General features: G+C 48.4%; 24 protein-coding genes. 4 read left to right on the top strand and 20 right to left on the bottom strand.

Translation table 11 applies throughout. The features are described 5' to 3' along the window. The first annotated feature begins 137 nt into the window (after positions 1-137). A complete protein-coding gene (locus GUA98_RS24180) occupies positions 138-1334 on the top strand; it encodes an AI-2E family transporter (RefSeq protein WP_193724642.1) in 1197 nt (398 codons plus the stop codon). Here the strand turns inward: GUA98_RS24180 and GUA98_RS24175 are convergent. The 15 genes from GUA98_RS24175 to cymR all read right to left on the bottom strand — a co-directional run bounded on the left by GUA98_RS24175 (position 1313) and on the right by cymR (position 17813). Further along, the gene (locus tag GUA98_RS24175) at positions 1313-3121 is read right to left on the bottom strand and encodes a peptidoglycan D,D-transpeptidase FtsI family protein (RefSeq protein ID WP_227780055.1); all 1809 of its coding nucleotides are present in this window, start codon (positions 3119-3121) and stop codon (positions 1313-1315) included. The two genes, GUA98_RS24180 and GUA98_RS24175, sit on opposite strands and share 22 nt — an antisense overlap. Before the next feature lie 134 nt (positions 3122-3255). Next, a complete protein-coding gene (locus GUA98_RS24170) occupies positions 3256-5496 on the bottom strand; it encodes a methyl-accepting chemotaxis protein (RefSeq protein ID WP_227780053.1) in 2241 nt (746 codons plus the stop codon). Between the two features lie 229 nt (positions 5497-5725). After that, positions 5726-7054, bottom strand: a complete 1329-nt coding sequence (locus GUA98_RS24165) for a peptidase U32 family protein (protein WP_193724641.1) — start codon at positions 7052-7054, stop codon at positions 5726-5728. A gap of 17 nt (positions 7055-7071) precedes the next feature. Continuing rightward, the gene (locus tag GUA98_RS24160; RefSeq protein ID WP_193724640.1) at positions 7072-8001 is read right to left on the bottom strand and encodes a peptidase U32 family protein; all 930 of its coding nucleotides are present in this window, start codon (positions 7999-8001) and stop codon (positions 7072-7074) included. Between the two features lie 15 nt (positions 8002-8016). Beyond that, a complete protein-coding gene (gene mltG, locus GUA98_RS24155) occupies positions 8017-9057 on the bottom strand; it encodes an endolytic transglycosylase MltG (RefSeq protein WP_227780051.1) in 1041 nt (346 codons plus the stop codon). Between the two features lie 75 nt (positions 9058-9132). Beyond that, positions 9133-9447, bottom strand: coding sequence for a DUF1292 domain-containing protein (locus GUA98_RS24150; RefSeq protein WP_095289524.1), 315 nt, complete (start codon positions 9445-9447; stop codon positions 9133-9135). Further along, positions 9448-9747 carry a DUF1292 domain-containing protein gene (locus GUA98_RS24145; protein WP_095289523.1) on the bottom strand — a complete coding sequence of 100 codons (300 nt, stop codon included), beginning with the start codon at positions 9745-9747 and terminating at the stop codon, positions 9448-9450. Positions 9748-9759: 12 nt separating this feature from the next. Then, positions 9760-10176 (bottom strand): Holliday junction resolvase RuvX, encoded by a 417-nt coding sequence (gene ruvX, locus GUA98_RS24140; RefSeq protein WP_153979719.1) that lies wholly within the window; start codon positions 10174-10176, stop codon positions 9760-9762. A 125-nt stretch (positions 10177-10301) separates the two neighbouring features. Further along, positions 10302-10562: an IreB family regulatory phosphoprotein gene (locus GUA98_RS24135; protein WP_024633073.1), complete on the bottom strand. Its 261-nt coding sequence runs from the start codon at positions 10560-10562 to the stop codon at positions 10302-10304. Positions 10563-10816: 254 nt separating this feature from the next. Further along, positions 10817-13435, bottom strand: coding sequence for an alanine--tRNA ligase (alaS, locus tag GUA98_RS24130; protein WP_193724639.1), 2619 nt, complete (start codon positions 13433-13435; stop codon positions 10817-10819). Positions 13436-13867: 432 nt separating this feature from the next. After that, positions 13868-14935 carry an AI-2E family transporter gene (locus tag GUA98_RS24125; RefSeq protein ID WP_095289520.1) on the bottom strand — a complete coding sequence of 356 codons (1068 nt, stop codon included), beginning with the start codon at positions 14933-14935 and terminating at the stop codon, positions 13868-13870. A gap of 274 nt (positions 14936-15209) precedes the next feature. Further along, positions 15210-15419 (bottom strand): hypothetical protein, encoded by a 210-nt coding sequence (locus GUA98_RS24120; protein WP_095289519.1) that lies wholly within the window; start codon positions 15417-15419, stop codon positions 15210-15212. A gap of 10 nt (positions 15420-15429) precedes the next feature. Beyond that, entirely contained in the window at positions 15430-15951 is a 522-nt protein-coding gene (locus tag GUA98_RS24115; RefSeq protein ID WP_193724638.1) for a PRC-barrel domain-containing protein, read from the bottom strand. Between the two features lie 165 nt (positions 15952-16116). Beyond that, positions 16117-17268, bottom strand: a complete 1152-nt coding sequence (locus GUA98_RS24110; RefSeq protein WP_193724637.1) for a cysteine desulfurase family protein — start codon at positions 17266-17268, stop codon at positions 16117-16119. A gap of 125 nt (positions 17269-17393) precedes the next feature. Then, positions 17394-17813, bottom strand: a complete 420-nt coding sequence (gene cymR, locus GUA98_RS24105; protein WP_127538637.1) for a cysteine metabolism transcriptional regulator CymR — start codon at positions 17811-17813, stop codon at positions 17394-17396. Between the two features lie 317 nt (positions 17814-18130). On the opposite strand from cymR, the gene mnmA reads away from it, so the two are divergent. Then, positions 18131-19255, top strand: a complete 1125-nt coding sequence (gene mnmA / locus GUA98_RS24100; RefSeq protein ID WP_141236692.1) for a tRNA 2-thiouridine(34) synthase MnmA — start codon at positions 18131-18133, stop codon at positions 19253-19255. A 131-nt stretch (positions 19256-19386) separates the two neighbouring features. On the opposite strand, the gene crcB (GUA98_RS24095) is transcribed toward mnmA, so the two are convergent. From crcB (GUA98_RS24095) to GUA98_RS24080, 4 genes are read right to left on the bottom strand one after another with little or no spacing between them, the layout of a single operon-like run. Beyond that, positions 19387-19746, bottom strand: coding sequence for a fluoride efflux transporter CrcB (crcB, locus tag GUA98_RS24095; protein ID WP_193724636.1), 360 nt, complete (start codon positions 19744-19746; stop codon positions 19387-19389). Beyond that, positions 19743-20141 (bottom strand): fluoride efflux transporter CrcB, encoded by a 399-nt coding sequence (gene crcB / locus GUA98_RS24090; RefSeq protein ID WP_193724635.1) that lies wholly within the window; start codon positions 20139-20141, stop codon positions 19743-19745. Before crcB (GUA98_RS24090) ends, crcB (GUA98_RS24095) begins: the two co-directional genes overlap by 4 nt. A 28-nt stretch (positions 20142-20169) precedes the next feature. After that, positions 20170-21477, bottom strand: a complete 1308-nt coding sequence (locus tag GUA98_RS24085) for a replication-associated recombination protein A (protein WP_193724634.1) — start codon at positions 21475-21477, stop codon at positions 20170-20172. A gap of 51 nt (positions 21478-21528) precedes the next feature. Next, the gene (locus GUA98_RS24080; RefSeq protein ID WP_193724633.1) at positions 21529-22407 is read right to left on the bottom strand and encodes a LysR family transcriptional regulator; all 879 of its coding nucleotides are present in this window, start codon (positions 22405-22407) and stop codon (positions 21529-21531) included. A 138-nt stretch (positions 22408-22545) separates the two neighbouring features. Between GUA98_RS24080 and GUA98_RS24075 the strand changes: the two genes are divergently transcribed. Further along, complete coding sequence (locus tag GUA98_RS24075; protein WP_193724632.1) at positions 22546-23289, top strand: SDR family NAD(P)-dependent oxidoreductase; 744 nt, start codon at positions 22546-22548, stop codon at positions 23287-23289. Between the two features lie 29 nt (positions 23290-23318). Further along, positions 23319-24224: a DMT family transporter gene (locus GUA98_RS24070; RefSeq protein ID WP_193724682.1), complete on the top strand. Its 906-nt coding sequence runs from the start codon at positions 23319-23321 to the stop codon at positions 24222-24224. Between the two features lie 97 nt (positions 24225-24321). On the opposite strand, the gene GUA98_RS24065 is transcribed toward GUA98_RS24070, so the two are convergent. Then, positions 24322-26508 carry a HelD family protein gene (locus GUA98_RS24065; RefSeq protein ID WP_193724631.1) on the bottom strand — a complete coding sequence of 729 codons (2187 nt, stop codon included), beginning with the start codon at positions 26506-26508 and terminating at the stop codon, positions 24322-24324. Positions 26509-26543: the final 35 nt, after the last annotated feature.

Below are 26543 nucleotides of genomic sequence, written 5' to 3'. Positions count from 1 at the left end.
CTCCCATCCAAGTACTATGGAAAATAAATCGCCTTTAATTTTATCACAATTTAAACTGTTCTTGAATCCTGTTTTCCAAAAAACAAGTCAATCGTGTACAATAAATGGAATGAATGACGGATGAAGGAGCCCTGCCCATGTTACCCCTTTATAGAAAATATGGACGTACTGTTTTTGACATTGCTTTACTTGTGTTAACTGTATATTTGGTCATGTATGGCTTTAGCCGATTGTATCAACTCGCTGCACCTGTATTTCTTTCATTTATCGTATACTGGATGATTGAACCACTGGCCCGTTTTTTGCATCGCCGAGGACTGCCCAAAACACTGGGAGCGGCGATATCCGTTTTGCTTTTTCTCGCACTGATTGTTGCTGCCTTTTTTGGCGTGGGTCTGATTATCATTTCTCAAATATCCAATCTGCAGGATAACTTCCCTCGATACGTAGAGCTGCTGCAGAGCGAGTTCACCAATCTGGCCTACTTTCTTCAGGACAAGTGGAACGCACTTCCTCCTGGTATTATTGAGAAGATAAACGATTATTTTGCAACCCTTACCGGTTTTCTGTCCAGCTGGGTGACCAGTGGCGCACAATTCATTATTGGATTTCTCGGTTCATTTTCATCCTTTATCACAAACTTTGGGATTGCGATCATTCTTGCCTTCTTTCTCAGTATCGAGATTGAATCCTGGCGCAAGTTTGCCCGTGCCAAGACACCGAAAACATTGAAGCTCGCTATGGCTTTTATGCGCAACCATGTCTTCAAAACCATTCGTTCGTACTTGAAGGCACAGATGATCATGATGCTGATCACCTTTGTATTGATCTATGTTGGACTGCTCATTCTTGGAACCAATAATGCCTTTACGATCGCTGCAGTCTGTGCGGTATTTGATCTCGTGCCTCTTCTGGGGGTTCCGGTTATATTTATCCCATGGATTGTCTATCTGTTTATCATAGGCAACAGCAGCTTGGCCATTGGTCTGGTCGTCGTTCTCGTGATTACCATGCTGACACGTCAGCTGCTTGAACCGAAAATATCCGGCAACTCGATCGGAGTGTCTTCCGCATACCTGATGCTTTCATTTATGCTGATCTCACTCTCCATATTCGGCCTTGCCGGAGTTGTTCTATCTCCAGTACTGCTGATTTTGCTAAAAGAACTGCTGCAGCAGGGCTATTTACAGCGGTGGATTCATCTGCCCAAGGATGAATTCGATTCTTCTCCATTAGTCATGGATACGCCTGGGGGTGAAGCCGCGGGCGTGAACACCGAAGCATCTGCTGAAGCTTCAACACAGACTGCAGATCAGGAAGATTCGGCCAAGTAATCCATCACACGGCGAAAGAGTTCTGTAGCCTGGTGGTGTCCGCCTGGTGTTACATTCTGCACCAAAACAGCAACGGCATATCGAGGCTGCTCTACCGGGCCATACCCGATAAACCATTGATGATTGCGTTTCCGTCCTTTCTGCTCCACCTGGGCGGTACCTGACTTCCCTGCAACGTGCCACCGTGCATGCTGCAGGGTTTTTCCGGTTCCATCCGTTACAACCTTACGCATCCATCTCAGAAGCTGATGAGAGGTTGCGGGAGAGATCTGGCCGGCTTCCGAAGGCGAGTGCTGCGGGGACATCTCAAGCATCACATCACCATCAGCATATCGGATACGCTGAACAAGCCGCGGTGCGTGAACACGGCCATCATGAAGCAGGGTCACAATCAGATTCGCCGCCTGTAACGGGGATACACGGGTATCACGCTGACCAATGGCTGTCTGTATCCGGGCTCCTTCATCCTTCGAGGAGACTGTTGTTGTACGTACACGCCCAGCATCTTCGTGATCAAAATGACGCAGGACCGGCATTCCAGCCACATTCTTCTTCTCCCAGCCGATGGTCCGTGCTAGGCCCAAAGCATCGGCAGTACGATCCAATTGCTCCATGCTGAGGCGGCGGGCGGTTTCGGCAAAAACAATATTACAGGACTCAGCGAAGCCCTGCTCCAGCTTCAGATCACCATGTCCATGTGCTTTCCAGCAGGACAACCCATACTTTCCCCATTCTCCGCCACAATGAAAGGTTTCTTTGGTTGAAACAGCTTGGGATTCCAGCGCCGCAGCCGCCGTAACTATTTTGAATATTGATCCGGGGACAGCACTCTGCACAGCCCGATTCGCCCAGGAGGAGTTGGCCGGATCCACATGCAGCGGATCGTAAAATGGAACTGAGACCATTCCACGTACATCTGCATTTGCCGTATCCAGTACAACAATCGCCCCTTCTTGCATACCCGCTTCCTCTGCAATCTGTTCTATTCCTTGTTGTATGTCTGAATCGACTGTGGTCTCTACCTTTAAAGGATAGTGACTATTTCTCGGGGCAATTACCCTTGGTGCGTATTCGGGAATAATTTCTCCTGATCCGGTAACCATTCGAGTCAGCAAGGTTGGACCCATGCCCATTAATAGGGGATCAAGCGTCCTTTCCAGTCCAGCTGCACCCGACTTCAGCGCAAAAGGTTGTTTCACTCCATCTGTATGTTGATCTCTCACGCTCAGAACATCAGGTTGTTCAGCCAGGTAACCTAACCATTGCCTTCCTGTACGGCTCTTGTCATAACGTGACATCACGGGGTATACGCCAGCTCCATCTCCTTCGAATTCCTGAAGTTTCGCTTGTTGGGCCTTGTCCAATACCATGGGTTGATGTGTGCCTGCTGTCCAAAAATGAGGGGCGTCTCCCTGCTCCCACTCTTTAATCAGGTGTGTTGTATCCGTATGTAGTATGGCTGCCAGCTGCTTCAATCTGACGTTCGTCGTACTCATCACCGATTGGACATGCCCATGTGCAAAGTGCGGAAAAAGCACAACACCCCACTGCAGGCTTCCTGTCAGTGATTTTCCCTTACGGTCTGTGATTTGTCCTCGGCCTGAATCAAGCATAACGCCCCGTTCACGCTGCAATACAGACATCTCACGTACCGTTCGTTGGAATCCCGGCATGACTCGATTCACCTGAACCATCTGAATCCAACCAAGACGAAGGATAAGGATTGCAAAAATGAAGGTCAGGAAGACACAACCCATATAAATTCTTCTTTTTAGTTGTACATGCATGCTTCCTTATCCCCCTTCTTCATTTTTCTGCATAGTATGCTTCATCGCATCTGGGATTATCCGGAAAACAGCAACAAACCTGCTCCAGAAACGGAACAGGTTTGTTGAAGAGATTTCACACTATTTGTATTTGATTATACCGTAAAGCGTGACAGTGTATTTTTCAGTTCAGTCGATACATTCTCGAGCTTATCGGACAAGTTTACTAACTGATTGCTGATATTCTGCTGCTCGCTGCTCAAGGAAGCCACTTCTTCAGAGGTTGCAGAGGATTCCTCGGCAACTGCGCTTACATTACTCATCGCCTCAGACAATGTACCTTGAGACTTGCTCAGATCCCCGATGGAGTCCGTTACCATGCCCAGCTTCTCTACAAATGCTCCCATCTGCTCTTGAACCGAAGCAAAGATCACATTGGTATCTTTAACGGCATCCATCTGCTCTCGGAACAAAGGATTTACATTGGACAATGCAGCCACCGTTTCATTCATCTCATGCATGATCTTATCGGTAATCTCGCCCACCATGTCAATGGATTGTCTGGATTGCTCGGCGAGTTGACGAACCTCACCAGCAACAACCATGAATCCGCGTCCGGCTGCACCGGCACGTGCTGCTTCAATGGTGGCATTCAGTGACAGAATATTCGTCTGCTTCGTAATATTCTGAAGCACATCCAGAACCTTCAGAACGGAGGATGTACTCTCTTTCAGGGAGTCTACCTTGTTCACCAGAGCACCGATCATCTCTTCGGTCTTCTGCGTCTTCGTCATTAATTGATTCAAGTGCTGTGTGCCTGTCTCACTGGACTGCTCGACATGACGGGCGGATTGCCCCATCTCCTCGTTCGCGGCTACAACACTCTGCATCTGACGTGAGATATTATCAGTCAACTCATTACCACGCTCGGCTTCGGTAGCCAGGCTGCTTGCACCACCTGCAATCTCTTCCGTTGCTACTGCAATCTCCGATGCGGAAATGGCCGTCTTCTTGGATGCATTGCTTAGCTCGGAAGCGGTATCCAGTACCTCCTGTGCGGAACGATTCGTTTGCTCAACCAGCTTCGTGATCTGTTCCATCATCAGATTGAAGGCGGCTGATAATTGACCAATCTCATCTTTGGAGGTAAACGGTGTACGTACCTTCAGATTTCCTTTGGCACCTTCCTGCATGAGGTCTTTCAATTTTCCCAGCGGACGGGCAATCATACGTACCATCCATACCCCAATCAATACTGCAATGGCTGCATCAACCAATGCCATCCACAGTGTCAGTGTCAAAATGCCTTTGGCATCCTTAACCAGCATTGAAGTAGGCACCATTCCAATCAACTTCCAATCTGACGTTTCCATCGTGCTGTAAACGACAAGCATATCGGTCGATTTCCCATCAACCGCATACGCTGCATTGGTACTGCCTGTCTTTTCAGTCAATTCTCCGTAAAATGCGAGCTCTGTCTCCTTACCTGTGCGGTCAGCAATCGTTGAGGCAACAACTTTTTTATCCGGAGCAATAAGCTGAATTACAGCTCCCTCTCCAAGATTAAGCGATTTCAACTGTTCCTCCAAAACTTCCAGTTTCAACTCAATCACCAAGACATAGGACTGATTTGTCCCCTGCAGGTTTTTCATGGAACGGGCTATTCGGAACGTTGGCGCACTTCCGTCTTCTTTAATTTCTGTTGGAAGCCAGCGATATCCGCCGGACTGTACGATTTCGTTATACCAAGCTTCGCTGCGAATATCACCCATGGATGCACTGCTGCTGCCGGTTCCCATGGTAGACTTGGTATCATCTGTCGGCACCAAATAAATCGCTTCCATAGATTTATTTGTAAAAGCAACATTGGATAGCTGTTTATTGATCGAGCTTGAATTGATGAACATATCATATGCTGTCAAATCTTTATTAGACATGTTTTGCAACAAGGATTGCATCTCCGGATCAAAGAAGATCTGGGTTGACGTATCCACAAAACGCTCCAGAATGATATCCATTTTTTCTTTGGTTTGATCAATCGTTTCCTGGTTTGCCCGGGAGGCATTTTCCTCAATGGTGTTTTTGGCTTTCGAGTAGGATAATAGACCCAAACTAATAACAAAAATCATAATCCCCGCAAAAAAGATTAAGAATAGTTTGACCCCTACCGATTTAACCGGATTTGCCTTCCTGACCTGAGTTAACGTTGTCCCTCCCATCTTATTCCACTGGATCTTTTTCCAATCCAGCTTAAATGGCTTCTTATTCGATGGTTTTTCCGTCTTGCTTTTGAAGAAGCTCAATTTCTTAAACTTTTGCTCTCTCGGTTTTTTTTCCTTCACTGGTTTCTTCACCTTTTCCCCACTGTCCTTCTGCTTCTTTTGAACCAATTCCATTCACCTGCCATTTTGCTAGTTGTTTTTCTTTCTCTCCCCTATAAATATGTAATATTCGACAGTTTTCCCCTTTCCCCTTTTGTTTTTAAAAAATATTTTGCAACTTTTTTCCTATTTTTCTATAAAAAAAAGCCCCCCATATACCGATATACGGAGGGCTAAATCGTTAGATTCATAACAACATATTGTTAATTCATAACACAATTTTGTTATCGATAGGTCATTTAACCTATTTCTTTTTTCTCATCATATCAAAATAGGATACAGGCTGGTCTACCTTCATTTTGATCAACTGCAGTGGGTGCCTTGCTGCGTCCAGTACATTGCCTTCTTCATCCTGAATTTCACCTACAACCTGTTTGAAAAAGGTGCCGTTTGGACCGAAAAATTCGATCTCTTGTCCAGGCTTGAAATGATTCCGCTGCTGAATGGTGGCCATTCCTGTAGCGGCATCGTAGTCCATAACCAATCCGGCAAAATCATAAGGTACCGCTTTTTCTTCCGGCTCGTAGATGTGATCCTCATGGTCCGGTGTATCATAGAAGAATCCGGTGTTTAACGGACGGTTGGCAGCCTTATTCATCTCTTCGACCCATTCCGGCTTCAACACATAGTTTTCCGGATCAGCCATGTAAGCATCGATCGCTTGACGATATACGTTCACGACAGTAGCCACATAGTGGATCGACTTCATGCGACCTTCAATTTTGAAGCTATCCACGCCTACATCAATCAACTCGGGAATATGGCCGATCATGCACAGATCTTTCGATCCCATGGAGAATGAATTATCCTGTTCCTGGAACAGGGGCAGCTGGTTCTCACCCAGCTTGAAAGGTGCCGGTGCCTGCATCTGCATTTCTTCCTCGCTTACCCACACCGCGTCTTCTCTGGCATCCTCAAACAAATCATACTTCCAGCGGCAGGATTGGCAGCAGCCCCCCCGGTTGGAATCCCGATCTGTAAAGTGATTGGAGAGCACACAGCGTCCGGAATAGGAGGAACACATAGCCCCATGAATGAAGGCTTCAATCTCGATATCGACATTCGCCTTGATCTCTTCGATCTCCTCGAAGCTGGTTTCACGCCCCAGAACCACACGCGGGAGTCCCTCGTCTTTCCAGAACTTCACGGCTTGCCAGTTCAATGTAGACTGCTGTGTACTTAGGTGCACCTCAAGGCCGGGTACGGCACGCTGAGCGACTTCAATAATCGCCGGGTCCGCCACGATCACGGCTGCGATACCCGCATTGTACAAGTTTTGCAAATATGCCTCAATGCCCTCAATGTCTTCATTATGTGCATAGATATTGGTCGCCACAAATACTTTGGCGCCGTATTTGTTGGCAAATTCCACACCTTCACGCATTTCTTCAAAGCTGAAGTTGTCTGCATTGGAACGAAGTCCATAGGCCTGTCCGCCAATATACACAGCGTCTGCGCCATAATGAATCGCAAATTTAAGTTTTTCCAGATTCCCCGCCGGAGCAAGAAGCTCCGGTTTGTCCAGACGGTTACGTTTACCCGAGAACTTCCGCTGTACCGCCACTGTTTCCATTTCGTTCACCTCGTCTATTAATACACCTGTTCTTTGTAGAAAAAGCCAAATGACAGCTCCCGTTCAGGATCCTGCAATTGGCGGACCTCATCCAGCCACTCATCCGAAAAAGCATATGCATCCGCATCTGCTGCATAACAATCAATAGCTTTCCGGTATGCCCGGACAACAGCCTCATTATAAACCAGCGGTTTGAGAATACCTTCAATCTTGAAGCTATGAACACCTGCCTCCATCAACAGATGTAGATCCTCTAAAATGCAAATATCTTCAGAACTCATAATGTGCGTACCGTTGACATCTTCATAAATCGGGAATTTCTCATCCCGGCGTTCTGCCTCAATCAGAAATAGCCCGCGTTCTTTACCAAGGTGCCCCTCTACCGGGCGCCCCTGATGAGCCATATAGCTTTGCACCAGACTGCGTTTGGAATGATAAATATTCGTCATGCCATGCACCTGGACCTGAGCTTCAACTTTTAGAAAAGGAACCATCTCCGTCAGCTCATCCATGTTCAGCTCTCTGGCGAGTACAACACGACTGGCACCTTTATTGCCCCAGTAGTTTGCCGTTGCGTAGTTCGTTGAAGTCATCTCCGCATTCCAGTGCAGCTGGATATGGGGAGCGTACTCCTTAATCGCAGCCAGAACGGATGGATCGTTAAATTCCACGGCATGGACCCCAATGCCGCCCAGAGCTTGAACATACGCAGGGAGCTCCTTCAACAGCTCGTTGGACATCAGGTTATTCATGGATACATATACACGAGCCTGATGTTTGGTAGCCAGGGCAACTACTTCTGCTGTCTCTTCCACAGTGAAACTGCCGGGTAATCGCATCCCGAAGCGATCATCTCCAATTAACAAGGCATCTGCTCCGGCCTGCAGCAGTACTTCTGCTTCCTTAACATTTGCTGCCGTAACGAGCAGTTCATGTTTCTTACTCATATACATCCCCTCCGCTTATTGCGCAGCCTTACTTTTGGCTATATTTTGCTGATGTTCCTTGTACGTTTTGGCAAACAGATGCCCGGATGATCCATCCTTCTTCGTAACATAGAACAGGTAGTCTGAAGCTTCCGGTGCCAGAGCCGCCTCAATGGATTCCAAACTTGGGCTTGCAATCGGCCCTGGCGGCAGTCCCTTGTTGAGATACGAATTGTATGGACTCTTCACCTTCAAGTCTTTGAACAACAATCGTGCCTTGGGCTTGTCCAGCAAATACTGAACGGTTGCATCAATCTCCAGCTTCATGTCCTGCTTGATCCGGTTATCAATAACCCCTGCAACCAGAGCACGTTCCTCATCCACCACAACTTCTCGCTCCACAAGGGAAGCGATCGTAAGCAGCTCATGCAAAGAGAGATTGCGGGCTTTCAGTTTGGAACCCAGATCCGGTATGGTATTGATTTTGGTCTGAAATTCTTCAAGCATTCGCTGCATGACGTCATGGGTGGAGCTCCCCTTCTTGAGCTCATAGGTTTCAGGGAACAAGTATCCCTCCAAGACGTAACGAAGTTCTTCATCCACCGGAATATCCTTAATGATATCGACATCGAAGGAAGACGGATCGTTTGCCAGCTTGATGAATTCTTCACGATCGACTACACCTTCCGCAGACAACTTATCCGCCATTTGCAGCACGGTATATCCTTCAGGAATCGTAAATTTCACCATTTCTTCGGGCACCACTTCACCGCTGTTCAGCTTGCTAATAATCTCATCGTATGACACGCCAGGATTCATCGAATATGTACCTGCCATAAAACTCGATCCTTGCTTCTTCCATTTCAAATATCCCTTGAAGGCTAAACCGCTTCGAATCAGTCCTTCTTGTTCCAGCTGATCGGCAATTTGGGATGTCCCTGATCCGCTTTTGATCTCGAATACGACCGGATCTGCCGAAGCCGCAACGGGACGCATCATGTTCCAGACCGCCGCACCCGCTCCTCCAGCTGCAATCACAATGATAAGCAGAACGACTAGTATGGCTTTCCCTTTCAAAAAAGACACAACTCCTTTACACAACCAAAAAGAGCGGACTTCTCCGCCCTTCCGGTTTCTTCAATTTGAAGCTGGTTAATCTTCATCAATAGGGAGAGTACACTCATCGTACAATTCCGATATGTTCTCCCATTCATCGTCATCATCAATCGTAACTAACTCCGGCATGATCTGGTCTTCGCTTCCCGGCAATACCCGCAGAAGTTCAACCTCGTCATAAGGACGCAATGAACTGCGGAGTACCGCGTACTGTTGACCATGCACTTCAAACTCAGCCAACAAGTCATACGGTTGCGATTTACCGTTCTCTTCCTCGAGCTCAACATGAGCACCGAATGCCAGACGCAGTGAATCTGTCCATTTCAGGTCTTTGCGGCTATATTCCGTCATTTAGTTCGCTTCCTCTTCATCTTCAGCTAAAAATGTATTAAACGTCTCCTCGACAATATCCCATTCGGCATCATCTTGGATGACGAAAAGTTTAATATCGTCGCCATCTTCTTCGTAACGGAATGCATATACATCCGTTTCGCCATCTTCAGGTTCAACCGGAGCAACCATCATATACTTGGCCTCCGACCCATCCACTTCAAACTTCATGATGACTTCGAATTCTTCTTCATTGCCCTCGTCATCCGCGATGTAAATAATCTCCGATTCTTCTTCCATACCCAGTCGATCTTCAGCCATTGTTGATCCCCCTCACCTTTTACTGTTCGCATCCAAATAATTTTGCAAAATCAAGCTTGCGGCCATTTTGTCCACAACCTGCTTGCGTTTTTTCCGACTGACATCCGCTTCAAGCAGCGTTCGTTCTGCTGCCATGGTTGTCAGCCGTTCATCCCAAAGGTGAACAGGTAAATTCAGTTCGCCCCGCAGGCGTTCGGCAAAAGCAATGCAAATTTCACCACGCGGCCCTACGGTGCCGTTCATGTTTTTGGGGAGCCCGACAACGATCTCGCTGATTTCGTGCTCACGCACAAGTTCAGCAATACGACCGAACTCACCTTCATCCCGGCGGCGTTCAAGCACTTCTAATCCCTGGGCAGTCCAACCGAAGGCGTCACTAACGGCAACTCCGATTCTTCGGTCCCCATAGTCCAAACCTAATATTTTCATCCATGCTCTCCCATCCTCAAGCCCGCGCGGGAAGATAAGATTCTTCCCTTCTCAAGCTTCAGGCTGTCTTCTGTCGGTTCATTTCCCGCTGCATGCATGGCTGCTCACAGCGGAAGCGGTATACATTACCGGTGATTGGCCAGATAAGAACGTACAAGCTCTTCAATCAGCTCGTCGCGCTCCTTCTTCCGGACCAGACTGCGTGCGTTGTTATGACGAGGAATGTATGCAGGGTCTCCCGAAATGAGATACCCGACAATCTGGTTGATTGGATTATACTCCTTATCCACCAGTGCATCATACACCGTGAGAAGAATCTCTTTGGAGGATGCTTCCTGCTCGTCAGCTTTCACATTAAATTTAACCGTCTTATCCATGGAGTCCATTGATGACACCTCGCTCCTGCATGAACATGGGGACCATGTCCTGCCGAATTGATTTCTGCTTATATAATAACATATTCTGACTGCCACGAGTAAACAAAGGAGAATGCAATTGTGTTTTTTGCTTGTCCGTTATTAACCTCAGCATGTTGCATAATTCGATTCCACTCGCTCCCGGGAACAAAATATAGCCGAATAGAACCATTTCGATCTATATTTTGGTCATTGAAAGCCGCTTATTGGATTTATGCAATATGCTAACCGATGAGTGAAACGGCCAGTTTCAGCGCTTCATCCAGCTTGGACGCATCCTTGCCTCCGGCTTGTGCCATGTCTGGACGTCCGCCGCCGCCGCCGCCGCATACTGCTGCAACTTCCTTGACGATTTTACCGGCATGAAGACCTTGCTTCACTTTCTCAGCAGGAACAGCAACGACGAAGTTTACTTTGCCATCTGCAGGAGCACCCAGAACGAGCACAGCATCAGGCAATTTCACTTTCAATTCGTCGGCAACAGTACGCAGGGCATCCATGTTCGGCGCGTCCACACGAGCTGCGAGTACTTGTGTATCTCCTACCTGTACCACTTGATCCGTCAACGAGCCTGCTTCCATGGCACTCAGCTTGCTTTGCAGCGATTCCGTTTCTCTCGCAGCTTCTTTCAGCTGTTGGTTGAGACCTTCGATCCGTTTAGGCACATCTGCAACATTGGCTTTGAGCAGGGCTGCGGATTGTTTGAGCAGCTCCAGCTGACTTTCAACGAAGAGGTACGCACCACGACCTGTTACAGCCTCAATCCGGCGTACACCGGAACCAATGCCGCTCTCGCTGACAAGCTTGAACATGCCAATCTCCGATGTATTGTTTACGTGACAGCCGCCACAAAGTTCCAAACTGTAGTCTCCGATCTGTACGACACGTACAATATCTCCATATTTTTCACCGAACAATGCCATAGCGCCCATTTCTTTGGCTTCATCAATGGCCTTCAGTTCAATGTTCACATTCAGGCGATTCCAGATCTGCTCATTCACCTGACGTTCAATCTCTGTCAATTCTTCCGGCGTAATGCTGCCGAAGTGAGAGAAGTCAAACCGCAGACGCTGCGGCTCCACAAGGGAACCTGCCTGATTGACATGCGTACCCAGTACATCCTTAAGCGCTTTGTGCAGCAAATGGGTAGCGGTATGGTTTTTGATAATATCTCCGCGCTTGGACGCATCCACTTCCGCTTGAATCACATCACCTACACGCAATTCACCCGACTCAACGCTTACCATGTGTACGTGCTGTCCTTGCGGAGCTTTGAACAGCCCTTGTACTTTGGCAGTAACGCCTGTTCCGCTCAGCAAGCCCTGGTCGCTGACTTGTCCGCCGCTCTCTGCATAGAACGGAGTTTTGTCGAGGATCACCTGACAGGTTTGTCCCTCGCTTACGGAATCGACAAGGGCATCGCCTGCAACGATGGCAACCACCTTTGCTTCCGTCAACAGGTCAGTATAACCAACAAACTCGCTTTTAACCTCCAGATCGGCAAGTGGTCCGCCTTGGACCTTCATGCTTTCGCTTTCCTGACGGCCTGCACGGGCACGATCACGTTGCTCTTGCATGGATGCATCGAACCCTTCACGATCAACAGTCAAGCCATGCTCTGCCGCATAATCTTCAGTAAGGTCAAACGGGAAGCCATATGTGTCATACAATTTGAATGCTTCCGGACCACTGATCACCGTACGACCTTCGGATTTGGCTGCAGCACTGATGTCTGCCAGAATCGCCAATCCGTCACTAAGTGTTTCGTGGAACCGTTCTTCTTCGGTTTTGATGACCTTCGCGATAAACTCCTGCTTGTCTACCACCTCTGGGTAGTATACGCCCATGACTTCTCCAACGGTTGTTGTCAGTTCATAGAGGAATGGACGGTCCAATCCGAGAACCTTTCCGTAGCGTACAGCACGGCGCAGCAGGCGGCGGATAACGTATCCACGTCCTTCATTACTTGGCAGAACGCCATCGCCTACTGCAAAAGCAACGGTACGGATATGGTCAGCAATAACTTTCAGGGCTACATCAATCTCCACGCTGTCGTTGTATTTCACACCGGCAAGTGCCGCTGTTCTTTGAATCATCGGCTGGAACAGGTCTGTGTCAAAGTTGGAATCCACGTTCTGCAGAATGGACGCAAAACGCTCCAAACCAGCACCTGTATCAATGTTTTTGTTAGGAAGCGGTGTATAGCTGCCATCCTTGTTGTGATTGAACTGGGAGAATACCAGGTTCCATACTTCAAGGTAACGCTCGTTTTCCCCGCCCGGGTACATTTCCGGATCGTTCATGTCATTGCCGTAGGCTTCACCGCGGTCATAGAATATTTCAGTACAAGGTCCGCATGGGCCTTCACCAATATCCCAGAAGTTCTCATCCAGTTTGATGATACGTTCTGCCGGCAATCCCACTTTTTCGTTCCACAGTTTGAAAGCCTCTTCGTCTTCCGGATAAACCGTTACCGACAGACGCTCTGGATCGAATCCGATCCATTCCTTGCTGGTCAGGAATTCCCATGCCCAAGTAATGGTTTCTTCTTTGAAGTAATCTCCAATGGAGAAGTTACCCAGCATTTCGAAGAACGTATGGTGACGGCGTGTTTTGCCGACATTCTCGATATCGTTGGTACGAATACATTTTTGGGAGTTCGCAAGACGCGGATTCTCCGGTTTCTCACGTCCGTCAAAATACGGCTTAAGCGGTGCCATTCCCGCATTAATCCACAAAAGGGATGGATCGTTGTGAGGTACGAGCGATGCACTTGGCTCGATTTTGTGACCTTTACTTGCAAAAAACTCTATCCATTTGGAACGGATTTCACTGGCTTTCATACGAACTGCCCCCAATTAATTATAATGGTCCGGTGCGAATTGCTCCGGTTGGTAAACATTGCTTTTGTAAAAACAAACACAAAAAACGCCCCTGAAATATCAGGGACGATGTTATCGCGGTACCACCCTGGTTATTGCTGCATGTCCCTCATTTCGGACCAATCAGCAATCTCCTCGTTGATGCGAATAACGGTCGCGCCCGGCAGGGTTGTCCTGCACTCCGAAATCAGCTTTCCGCCGCTTCAACTTTCAAGACTCTTCCAGCCATCGGTCAGATCTGAATCTGATCCGAAGAAGTCTATTCTCTGAGGAAAGGAACCCCCGGCGTACTTCATTTCATCATCGATTTCATTTTTGAAACATGTGACTTCATTATATCGATACGCCATGCGAGTGTCAATGTACCCCCCAGGACGCCTCATCCTCGAGCTTTTAATCCGTCCTTCGCTTGATGTAGTAGGCAAAAAAGTGCTGCACGATGACTTTCAGAACGGCAAAAACAGGTACCGCCAGAATAAGACCTACAATTCCTGCCAGTTCTCCACCTACAAGCAGCGCAAAAATAATCGACAATGGATGCAGATGCAGCGTCCGCCCTACAACCTGCGGGGAGATGACGTTGCTCTCCAGTACCTGGCATAGCGTGTTTACGATGACCACCAGCAGGACCATTTTAACAGATACGGTTGAAGCCATAACTACAGCTGGCGCCGCACCCAGGAAAGGGCCCAGGTATGGCACAATATTAAATACAGCCACTATGCTTGCCAGCAGCAGCGCGTAAGGCATATCAATAATCACGTAACCGATATAGGCGAAGATGCCAACAATGACACAGACGATGAACTGTCCCCGAATATAATTACCGAGTGCTGTATCAATCTCTTTCATAACCGATACGATGGCTTTGCGGCGAGAACGCGGTAGATACGCAACGACCGTGCGTTCGAATACCTCAAAGTCTTTTAACATATAGAAAATGAGAAACGGCACAATAAATACGTTAAACAGCACATTGATTGTGGCTCCGATATTGTCCATCAGCATCGTTATGCCTTGAGTAAGACGGTCTTCCATCTGGAAGAACCAGCTGTTCATGCCTGTGCGTACGCTTGGTGGCATCAATTTATGATCCATGCTGTTCATGAGGCTCTGCGCGCGCATCGACAATTCAGGCATATGCTCATTCAGTTCTTCAAGCTGTTCAATCAGCACCGGAATGACATTCATGAGGATGACGCCGATACAGGTGAGAAAAAAAGCATAAATCAGCAAAACAGCGATGGAGCGTGGCACCTTCCGTCCACCCAACATACTTACAATGGGATTAAGCACATAGGAAATAATAAGGGCCACGATAAACGGTGCAAGTACGGTTTTCAGGAATCCGTATATATGAAGCAGCAAGGGCCTCAGCAGCCATATAAAATACAGAATGATCAAGCCGAGCAGCAGCCAGATGGCATAACGGAACAGCTTGTTTTTGGTTAATTGCTCCACTTGCATCTCTCCCCTTTGGACTGGCTCTGAGAGTCAGTATATGTAGGAAAGGGAATATTTATTAACCCCGCACAGATGTGGAAAAGAAGAAAACAAAAAAGCGCCCCTTCACTAAGGAAGGAGACGCATGTTAAGGCCTGCCCCAGCATACATTAATGCAGGCTGGACAGACTGCTATGTAACTGTCATCTATACACATCTGTCGTCGCTTTCCGACATGTTCCGTGACGTTCGTTGTCACAAAACCGCATATAGAGGAAGTTTCACTCGCATGTTAAGAAGATGCGTGCAAGTGCGGGAAGTCCTGTGGCAGCTCTTCCCCGAAGAACAGATCGTCAAGCGAGCTGAGCGTTCCATCTTCTTCAACTTGGTATACGGACATTTTCTCACCGTTTACGTTCAGTTCAATAAAGCAACCCCAGCAATAAAACTGGTGGGAACCAATTTTCCCGATATCTTTGGAACTACAATTTGGACATTTCATATACATTCACCTATCCATTAACAGAATGAATGGCATTTTCCAAGCGCTGCTCACTCAGTGCAGGCACCATAATGGCACTTTCACCGATAGACATATCGCTTGTACATGGCAGCCATTTACGGCCCTCGATCAGATCGGACACAAAACCGTCCGTAATTTCAATCCCTATTATTGTATTTCCCAACTCTTGGTCAAAATAAACATCGGAGACTCGTCCAAGCAGCAAACCTTCCTCGGTCAGCACGGACATTTCTTTCAATTTAGATTGGCCAAGAAGATACGTGTGTTTTATGTCGTCGGCTCCCGTCTTGCGGACAGCCTGTTGATTACGGATCATGACGGCATCTTCGCCGTAGGCAACAATGTCTTGCCACTGCACGATTTTGACATGATTGGTAAACAGGCCTTTGTTCTCAAGTTCAATGCCTTCAATTTTCCAATCGTCACTAACAATGAAATCCTGGATCTTCCCGACCTGTTTCCCGTCCTCGACATCAAAAACGGCTAGTCCGATCATTTCCTGAAGCTTCATCGCAGGGTCCTCCTCATCTTCTTATCATTAAATAGGCGCGGCGCTATTGCTAGGTATGCCCAAAGTTGATGAGTGGCAATCAGACGCCGATCATCAAAACCGCTTCTATCTAACCGATGAAATGGAACTTCTTCCCTCCTTTTGTTCCATGTGCAAAAGAGCCCCTTAGGGTCTATTACGCAATCGTTCAAGAATGGTTCCAATTTTTTCGGCAGTTTTCATGATTTCTTCCGTAGTATTACCCAATCCCCAGCTAAAACGAATCGCTGAATGCAAAAATGCCTCCGGCAGCATCATTGCTTTGAGTACATGAGATACTTCGAGAGAGCCTGAAGTACATGCAGAACCGCTCGCAACCGCGATGCCTTCCATATCCAGGTTCATTAACATGGTTTCCGTAGATACCTCAGGAAAACTGATATTCAGAATGTTCGGAAGCGTATATTCGGGATGACCATTCACGTGAAAATGGGCTTCGCCCACATGGATTTCCAGCTGTTTTAACAAAAGCTGCCGTAATTCCAGATCATGCTGACGGTGCGCCTCTGCCTGCGCTGTCGCAATTTTGAGTGCCTCTGCAAATCCGGCAATTCCTGCGATATTCTCCGTACCTGCTCGGCGCTGACGCTCTTGCAGTCCTCCATGGGATTGGGCTTCCAGTACAATGCCACGACGCACATAAAGTGCCCCTACACCTTGGGGACCATTAATTTTATGCGCAGAGAAACTGATCAAGTCAACCGGTAGATCTTTACAAGAGATGTTTTGGGTGCCCAGAGCCTGTACTGCGTCGGTATGAAATAAAATCTGATGCTTCCGTGCCAGCTCCCCTATTTCGCGGATGGGCTGAATCGTTCCTACCTCGTTATTGGCAAACATCATCGTAATCAGTACCGTATCCGGACGAATAGCCTCCTGCAGCTCATCCACACTTATTCTTCCATGCTCGTCTACAGGCAGATAGGTAACTTCATAACCTTGACGTTCAAGCTCCTGGCAGCTGTGAAGAACTGCATGATGTTCAATCACCGTTGTAATCACGTGTTTCCCCTGCTCTTTTCGTGCAGAAACCGCACCAAAGATCGCCAGATTATCACTTTCCGTACCACCACTCGTGAATACGAGTTCATCCGGGAAACAGTCCAAGGAAGCCGCAATACTGTCCCTTGCTCCGCTAACCGTCCGTTTCGCATCTCGTCCAAAAGAATGTATGCTCGAAGCATTGCCATATTGGCCAGTCATGACTTTCATCATCGCTTCCGCCACCTGCGGATGCATGGGCGTGGATGCAGCGTGGTCCAAATAAATTCTATTCATTGAATTCACCCCGTTATATGTTGAAATTTCATTTGATTTATGGGTATAAAATGTTGCTTTGCATGGCTAAAGCCCCCATAATGGGGGCTTTAGTGTATGGCTGAATGTTCCATAATCAACCTTGATTAAATGTAGAACATGTAGCTGTCTTTTTGTTCCTGATCCTGGAATGAAATCAGGTCTTTGAGCGTTGTGGAATCCAGCACCTCTGCAATGCTGTCACGAATGCGCAGCCACAGATCCCGTTTGGCCGGGTCATCTTCCTCGGTGAAGTCCACTGGGGAGATCGGCCCCTCCAGAACACGAATCACGTCACCTGCAGTCACTGTCGCAGGATCTCCTGCCAAAATATATCCACCGTATGCTCCACGGATACTCTTGACGAGTCCGGCATTGCGCAGCGGTGCGATCAGCTGCTCCAGATAATGTTCCGAGAGCTGATTGCGCTCCGCGATGCTTTTAAGGGATGTAGGGCCTTCGCCAGTTCTGGCTGCCAGCTCCATCATGATAGTTAGCCCATAACGGCCTTTTGTCGATATTTTCAAAGGAGTCACCTCTTTCAATTTTCAGAAAAACAATTACAATATATACTTGGCGTGATGCAAGACCGTATTTTTCCATGATCCGCCACAGCGGGATATGAATAATACAGATCTCATGCACGTAATCCTCCGTATTCCGATCATAACCCTCAGCTAATGTTAACATATCTGCAAGCTTTATGGAAAAGAAAGATTGACGATATTCCAAATTGTGCGCCTGGAGTGGACACTATCCAAAATTGGCCGGGTGTATCGTAACTTGAGTCCGGTTATGCTAGAATAGAAACGAAACACATTTATATATAGAAATGGTGATAACGATGTCCAAAACAATTGAGAATACTCGGGTCGTCGTTGGCATGTCCGGAGGTGTCGATTCTTCCGTTACCGCCTTGCTGCTGAAGGAGCAGGGATACGATGTCATCGGCATTTTTATGAAAAACTGGGATGACACGGACGAGTTCGGCCACTGTACCGCTGAAGAAGATTCAGAGGACGTTCGCCGGGTTTGTGAACAGATCGGCATTCCTTATTACACTGTCAACTTCGAGAAAGAGTACTTTGATAAAGTATTTACCTATTTCCTTGATGAATATAAGTCAGGTCGGACTCCAAATCCAGATGTCATGTGCAATCGCGAGATCAAATTTGGCGAATTCCTGAACAAGGCCCTTGATTTGGGTGCAGACTATGTTGCCACAGGGCACTATGCTCGCCTTATCGAAGAAGACGGCACGTTCAAGCTGCTGCGTGGCGTGGATAGCAACAAGGACCAAACCTACTTCCTTAATGCACTAAGCCAGAACCAGCTGTCCAAAGCGATGTTCCCGATCGGCCATCTTCCTAAACCGGAAGTACGGAAAATCGCTGAAGCGGCAGGTCTGTACACGGCTAAGAAAAAAGACAGCACAGGCGTATGCTTTATTGGCGAGCGCAACTTCAAGGAATTCCTGAGCAACTACCTTCCTGCCAAAGGCGGAGACATGGTTGATATTGTAACGGGTGAAGTAAAAGGCCGTCATGACGGACTGATGTATTACACCCTCGGACAGCGCCAAGGTCTGGGCATCGGCGGTTCCGGCAATGGTGAACCATGGTTCGTGGCAGATAAGGATTTGGAGAAAAATCAGCTGCTTGTGGTTCAAGGCGATGCGCACGCGAGCCTGTACTCAACAGGTTTGACGGCTACTGGTGTTAACTGGATTGCTGGTGCTGACCAAGTGCCTAACGTACCTTTCCGCTGCACCGCCAAATTCCGTTATCGTCAGCCGGATCAAGGTGTCACTCTGACCTGGCAGGAAGACGGAAGCGTCGATGTACAGTTCGATCAACAACAAAAAGCGATTACCCCGGGACAAGCCGTTGTATTCTATGATGGTGATGTTTGTCTCGGTGGTGGCACGATTGATCAGGTTCAAAAAGTACCTGTACCAGCGATGCAATAACAGGTAAGCTTCCAATATGTATAGATAATGTGGAATACCCTGTATTCCCATCATAAAAGCCATCTTTCATGTATACCATGAAGGATGGCTTTTTTCCTGCTTTTTCCTGAAAAAACATTTTAAATTTTTAGTTATGCCGTTAACCAAACGCCAGCAAAGGAGGCAGCTACACCCAGTAAAACGGAACTTACTACATATAAAATAGCTGACGGATAACGGTTCATGGTGAGCAATTGAATCGTTTCATACCCGAAGGTCGAGAACGTTGTATAGGCTCCGCAAAATCCGGTGCCCCACACAACCCAAAGTCCATCCGAGATCATCTCCGATTGATGCCATCCATATAACAAGCCCAGCAGCAGAGAACCACTGATATTAATGATCCAGGTCCCCCATGGAATAGCTGTGCCCAATTTTCCTGAGATCCATCGCCCCAGACTGTAACGAAGTATGGCCCCCAAAGTACCTGCCAGTCCAATCCAGATCATCATGCTGCACCATCCTGTGACGGTTTACCCCGCATGAGCTGTCCAAGCCGGATCCCCAACGCGCAGAGCAGCAAACCCGCGAGCAAACTCGCCACGATATAAATTGCGGCCTTCGTCCACATGCCGTTCTCGGATAGGCGGACAATATCCAGCGTAAAGGTAGAAAACGTAGTAAATGCACCTGTAAATCCGGTGCCTATCGCAAGACGAAGTTGTGGTGTTATTTTGTCCGGGACGGCGATGGTAAAGAACCAGCCTAAGAACAGGCTGCCAATCGCATTAATCAGCAGGACTGCCCAAGGAAAGCCTACGCTCGCTGATGGAATCCCCAATTGAATGGCATATCGGGCCAGTGTACCCAGAAACCCACCAGCGCCTATATACAGAAGCTCTTTCATGTTGTATGCATCTCCCGGGTCACCAATCTTACAGTTCTTTTCTCCGCTGCTGATTCAGTCTGATTTTCGACTCATTGCCCTGCTCTGTTGCTTCATAGAATACTCTTCGCGAGAGCTGTTTGGGCAGATATTCCTGCTTCACATAGTGCCCCGGATAATTATGGGGGTATTGATAACCTTCATGTCCCAGCTTCACTGCTCCCGAGTAATGGGTATCCCTTAAATGGAGCGGTACCTCAGCCGACTTCACCTCATCGATGGCGCTCATCGCCTTCGAAATGGCTGTGTATACCGCATTCGACTTCGGACTCTCCACTGCGAATAAAATGGCCTGTGCAATATTCAGCTTCGCTTCGGGCCATCCGTTGTTACGGTAGGCATCCAACGCACCTATAGCCTGGGTCATCGCTTGTGGATTCGCCAGACCGATATCTTCGCTGCTCGCGGCAATCAGACGCCTGATAAATGTCATCGGATCCATGCCAAGCTTCTCTACTGCGTACAAAAACCAGAACAATGCGGCATCACTGGAACCGCGAATGCTCTTGTGAAAAGCAGACAGCACATCATATTGCGTGGACTCATCCGCCTTCACGATCGGACGACGAATCGACTCCTCTGCCACGGCAAGCGTAATATGAATGGACCCGTCCTTCTCAGGCGGCGTGGTCAGCGCAGCCAGTTCCAGCGCATTTAGAGCACGGCGAATATCTCCATTGGCCATGGTGGCAATATGATCCAGAGCTTCGTCATCTGCCCGCAGTTCCATGAATCCAAGCCCTTTATCGGAATCCGCCAGCGCACGGCGCATCGCAATAAGTGAATGTGCCTTGTTCAGCGACTCGAGCTGAAAGAGGGTTGAACGGCTCATCAAGGCACCATTCACATAGTGAAATGGATTCTCTGTCGTAGCACCGATAAAAATGATGGTGCCCTTCTCCACTGCTGGCAGCAATGCATCCTGACGGGAACTATTAAAGCGGTGTACCTCATCCAGGAACAATATGGTTTTGGTTCCGTACAGCTGCTTGTTTGTCTGTGCCTGCTCGATCACTTCACGAACGTCCTTCACCGAGGCGTCTACTGCATTCAGACGAACAAACTCTCCCTGTGTATGCTTGGAGATGATGTGGGCAAGCGTCGTCTTCCCGCAGCCGGGAGGACCGTATAACAAGATGGACGAGATCTGGTCCGCTTCAATCGCACGCCGCAGCAGCTTACCTGGTCCGATAATATGTTCTTGTCCAATATATTCATCAAGATGCTCTGGTCGCATGCGATCAGCAAGCAGTCTTGCCTGGGGCTTGGAGTCCTGTTGAAACGAAAATAAATCCACTGCTCATCACTTCCTTAACGGATTACCTATCCTAGATTGGATCTAAACACCTCAATATTCTCTACTCTCTATCATATCATAATCCCGCGGCAGCATAGCCATAAATGCACCGAGCGCACTGCTGACAAATGCATCCTTGCGTGTAATAAAACGAGTCATCATCCGGCTCATGCCCGCAGGAAGCGAATGCTTGCGAAGTATGCCGCTATTCATCTGCTGACGAATAACAATCTCCGGTAACAATGAGATGCCCATCCCCGATGCTACGCCACTGATAATGGCTTCCAATGTGCCAAATTCCATGATTATAGGGCGATTTACCCCGCAGGTTAGCAACCACTCCTCTAACGTCTGGCGGTAGGAACATCCCATGCTGTAAACAAGGATCGGTTTACGAGTAAGCTCATCTTCTGGCATTACACCTGATGAAACGACAAACAGTTCTTCATCAAATACATCCAGAGATGTGATCTCGGGATGATCGCAGGCACAACCAATAAATGCACCTTCCAATTCATACCCGATAACTTGGTCTATAAGCGCTTGTGAATTCCCAGTAGTCAGTGACAAGGACACGTCGGGATATTGCCTATAATATGCTGCAAAAAGTTCGGGCAATCGCACCGCTGCTGCAGTCTGCGTAGAGCCTATTCGCAATGGACCCGATGGCGCACTTGTCGCCTGAAGCGCTTTGGAAGCATCGTTCAGCAGACCAATGATTTTATCTGCATAACTCATTAGCATCTCTCCCGCTGGAGATAACGTCATTCCCCTGTTGTGACGAATGAACAGCTTGGTGCCCACCTCTGCTTCCAGATGTCTGATCCGGGCCGTGACGTTGGATTGCACATATCCCAGCTTCGAAGCAGCTTTCGTCAAGTTTCCTTCCTGTGCCACACATTGAAATATTCGAAGATCTCCGCTCTCCATCTTATCCCCCACTTCTGACATCATTCAGAATGATGGCCAGTTCACTAACAATCATTATACTCCATGCGCAAACCGGACTACAATTCATGTAGATTCCAAACCAGTTCACCAGCTGGATGATGATAAGGAGTGTTCAACATGACATATTGGAACAACAGAGTAGCCTTAATTACAGGCGGCGGAACAGGCATTGGTCGTGCGGTGAGTCTGCTGCTCGCTCAAAAGGGAGCATTGGTCGCTCTCAACTACTCCCGGTCGCGGGAAGCGGCAGAAGAAACCGTTCAACAGATCGTGGAGGAAGGAGGTCAGGCATTCGCTGTTCAAGCCAGCGTTGCTAGTGATATGGAAGTTCGGAAGATGGTGGCTACAGTTACTGAAACGTATGGCCCCATAACTGCCCTTGTTAACAATGCCGGAATCACCCGGCACATTCCTCTGCAGGATCTGGAATCCGTTACGGAGGATATATGGAATGAACTGTATGATGTGAACGTGAAGGGCATGTTTTATTGCGCTCGTGCAGTGACAGAAGGCATGCAGCAGGCAGGCGGCGGCTCCGTTGTGAACCTGGGCAGTATTGCGGGCAGCACAGGTTCCGGCTCCTCCCTCCCTTATGCCGTTTCCAAAGCGGCAGTTCACGGCCTGACCTTATCTCTTGCCCACGCACTCTCACCGCTCATTCGGGTGAATGCCATCGTCCCTGGTGCCGTTGCAACCCGTTGGTGGGCCGGAAACGAGGAACGAATGAATCGTCTCGCTGGCTCGCTGTTATTACAGAGAATCTCCTCTCCCGAGGATATTGCGCACATGATATGCGCTGCGCTTGAACAGCCATCCATGACCGGACAGCTGATTACCGTAGATGGCGGTCAGACGTTATGAGCCCCGGTACTCAAGCTGATAGCCTCACGATGAAACCATTAAAATATACAATATGGATCTTGTTAACGACATTGATTATGGGTACTTCTTTTCCGGTTGGCAAAATCGGCATGCTGTATGCTCCACCGTTCCTGCTCATGGGCATGCGTTACGTACTGGCAGGGGGCCTGATGGCCTGGTTTCTGCGGAAACGCCCTCTACCTGCAGGATGGCAAGCCTGGCTAAGAATCATTTTAATTGGCCTGTTCCAATCTGCTGGAGTGATGGGATGCGCCTATTACAGCATGAACTGGATTACATCCGGTGAATCTGCCATTCTTACCTTTACCAATCCGTTGCTGGTCATTATCATCAGTGCTTTGTTGTATCGGTTAACGTATCGTTTCAGCCAGTGGATGGGTGTACTCCTCGGCCTCGCCGGCGTCCTGTTAACCTTTGGCTCGCATATGAGTTTTAGCCCCGGAACCTGGATTGGAATTGGTGGTGCGGTTTCCTTCGCAGTCTCCACATTACTTATTAAACGCTGGGGTAATCGTTACGACACTTTTGTGCTTACCGCGTACCAGATGCTCGCTGGAGGCGCAGTACTGCTTCTGCTTACCACATGGACTGAACAGCCTTATTTTATTGTGAACCCCACCTCGGTTGCAGTGCTGCTCTGGTTGTCCCTTGTATGCTCCATAATCCAGTTCTCACTCTGGTTCTATTTGCTGCAGCATAGCGATCCTGCCCAAACCAGTTCCTATCTATTTCTGACACCGTTCTTCGGAGTGTTGTCGAGCTGGATTTTACTGCAGGAACAGGTCCAGTGGTTCGTTGGTGCTGGCGGCATACTCATAGGTGTTGGTATTTTTCTGGTCAATCGTCGTTCATCTGCACAGAAAACGAAGGAACGCCCATCTGAACTCCGCAAGCATTATCCTCCAGTGAGTTGAGATGGTCACACACCAGCAGAAAAAGGCATGCGCTCATGGGATTCCCCATGAACGACATGCCTTTTATATTCTTGATTTTACATTGCTCTACCCATGTCTATTCGGCGTCACTATCCGGCCAACCCTGAATGGTTACCGGTTCGCCTTCCGAATGATGTGTTGCCGCCGCATAAGACGGTAGGTCACCTTTATGGAACAGCCACAACTCGTGCAATGCCCTTGTACAGCCCACGTACAGCAGCTTGGCATCGCCTGCATTAGACAAGTAATGCTGCTCATCCGCGTCTGCCACAATAACTGCATCAAACTCTAGTCCCTTGGACAGATAGACAGGTAAAACGGAATGCCCGCCTGTATACTGCTTTTTGCCCCCATCGATCAGGTTCAGGTCCCAGCCCGCATCCAGAAGTTCACGATGAAGCTCAATCGCTTCATGCAGGGTACGCGTCAGAATGGATACGGTGCGGTAGTCTTTTACCGTTAACAGCTTCAAAGCCCGTTCAAGACTCTTCGTTCTTCCTTCACCGTCATAGGCTAATGTTCGAACCGGATCTCCGCTCCGGAAGACAGGGATCGCCGTAATCCCGCTTTTGACCCCACGTTCGAGTATCGTATTGGCATAATCAATAATTTCCATGGTGGAACGATAGCTCCGGGTCAAGGCAAAGTAAGCATTCTGCTCGTCGGGGAACAGGGTACTCATCTCTTCCCATGCATGAACCCCGCGATACTCATGAATACCTTGGGACAAGTCACCCAGTATGGTGAAGGAATGTCCTTTGACAAACAGATCCAGCAGAGCGACGTGAAATGGCGAGAAATCCTGTGCTTCATCTATCACGACATGATCGAATCGTTCCGCTCCTTCAATATCATGAATAAGGGTGTGAATATACACAAGCGCAGGCAGATCCTCTTCACGAATCACATCCTGCTTCAGATCTGCTGTCGTCTGCTTCATTACACCTTTGGGAATAAGACTGCTTAGTGAAGCAGGCACTGAGCCACCCTTAGCGGCCTTGAACAGCTGTTTATACAGCGTAAGCGGTTCATATTGGGGCCACTTTTTGGCATATGCTTTTTCACGTGTCGCTGCTTTCTTTTTGCGTTCTTTGCGCACGCTCTCGGGACAAGGCTTCTTGAGCTCCATTTCGATCCAGCGGTGGATCCGCGCCATTACCCGCTCCTTACGTTTAGCCAGTGGGTAGTGCTTATATTCTTCGCTAAACCAGCTTTCGATCTCTGCCTTGCTAAGTACCGCACCGTCCCAGGGAGTGAAGTCCAGATCGGGTACCGATTCCTCCTCCATGCCTGACAGCCATTCTTGAATGAGTTTCATGAAGCGTATCGAGCCCTTATAGCGCCCAGGTACGTCATCATTCAATTCGGGACGTGCTTCCGGCGTCTCAAACCAGGTGTTTAGTGTCTCCGACGTATCTGCCAGAGGCATCTCCAAGCCCAGCAGATTCATCGCCCAATCCGGGAATGTGCGCTGCTGAATATCTCCGACGCCGAGTTCCGGGAGTACATCCGAGATGTAATCGAGGAACATGTGGTTGGGTGCGAAGATAACCATCTTCTCCGCAGATACCTGCTCTTTGTACTGATACAGCAAAAAGGCCAGCCGGTGCAGGGCAACAGTTGTTTTTCCTGAACCCGCCACACCCTGGATGATCAATGCCGTATTTCTTGCAGCACGAATGATCTGATCCTGTTCTGCCTGAATGGTGGATACAATGTCACGAAGCTTGTTATCCTTGTTCTCTCCCAGCCGATAGACGAGAAACTCATCCGATACGGCCGGCTGATCGCTATCCCGGTTGTATGTATCTGCAACGCGCTCCAATATCCGCTGCCGGATAACCACGTTACGTTTCAGATAGACCAGGCCTTCAATCAAACCTTCGGGTGCATCGTAGGTTGCGGAGGCTTCCCCTCCCGTAAATGAGTAAAACAGGCTCGCGACCGGAGCACGCCAATCGATGACGAGCGGATGCTCTCCCACCTCTTCGCGGTCTACGCCGACTTTGCCAATGTACAGCGGCTTCCGTTCCCCGCTGCCCTGTTCTTCGAAATCCAAGCGTCCGAAATAGGGTTGCTGCGCGCTCTTGGACAAGGCGGTGCGGCGCTCTTCGCGTCCGGCTTCCAGCACTTGTTCGGTGAAATCGTGGCCAGTATACACCGGTATATTCTTCAGCCGTTCCAGCTGACGATCCACTTCCTCCATCGTTCGCTCTAACCTGTACTCTTCTTCTTGATAGGCACTTTGAAAGCTGTCTGACATGTTTCAGTTACCTCCTAAGAATATGTTTTTTTGCA

Source organism: Paenibacillus sp. P13VS, from assembly GCF_015143645.1.
Classification (GTDB): Bacteria; Bacillota; Bacilli; order Paenibacillales; family Paenibacillaceae; genus Paenibacillus; species Paenibacillus xylanilyticus_A.
The sequence above is the reverse complement of the archived record's forward strand: the minus strand, read 5'-3'. Positions and strand labels throughout refer to the sequence as shown.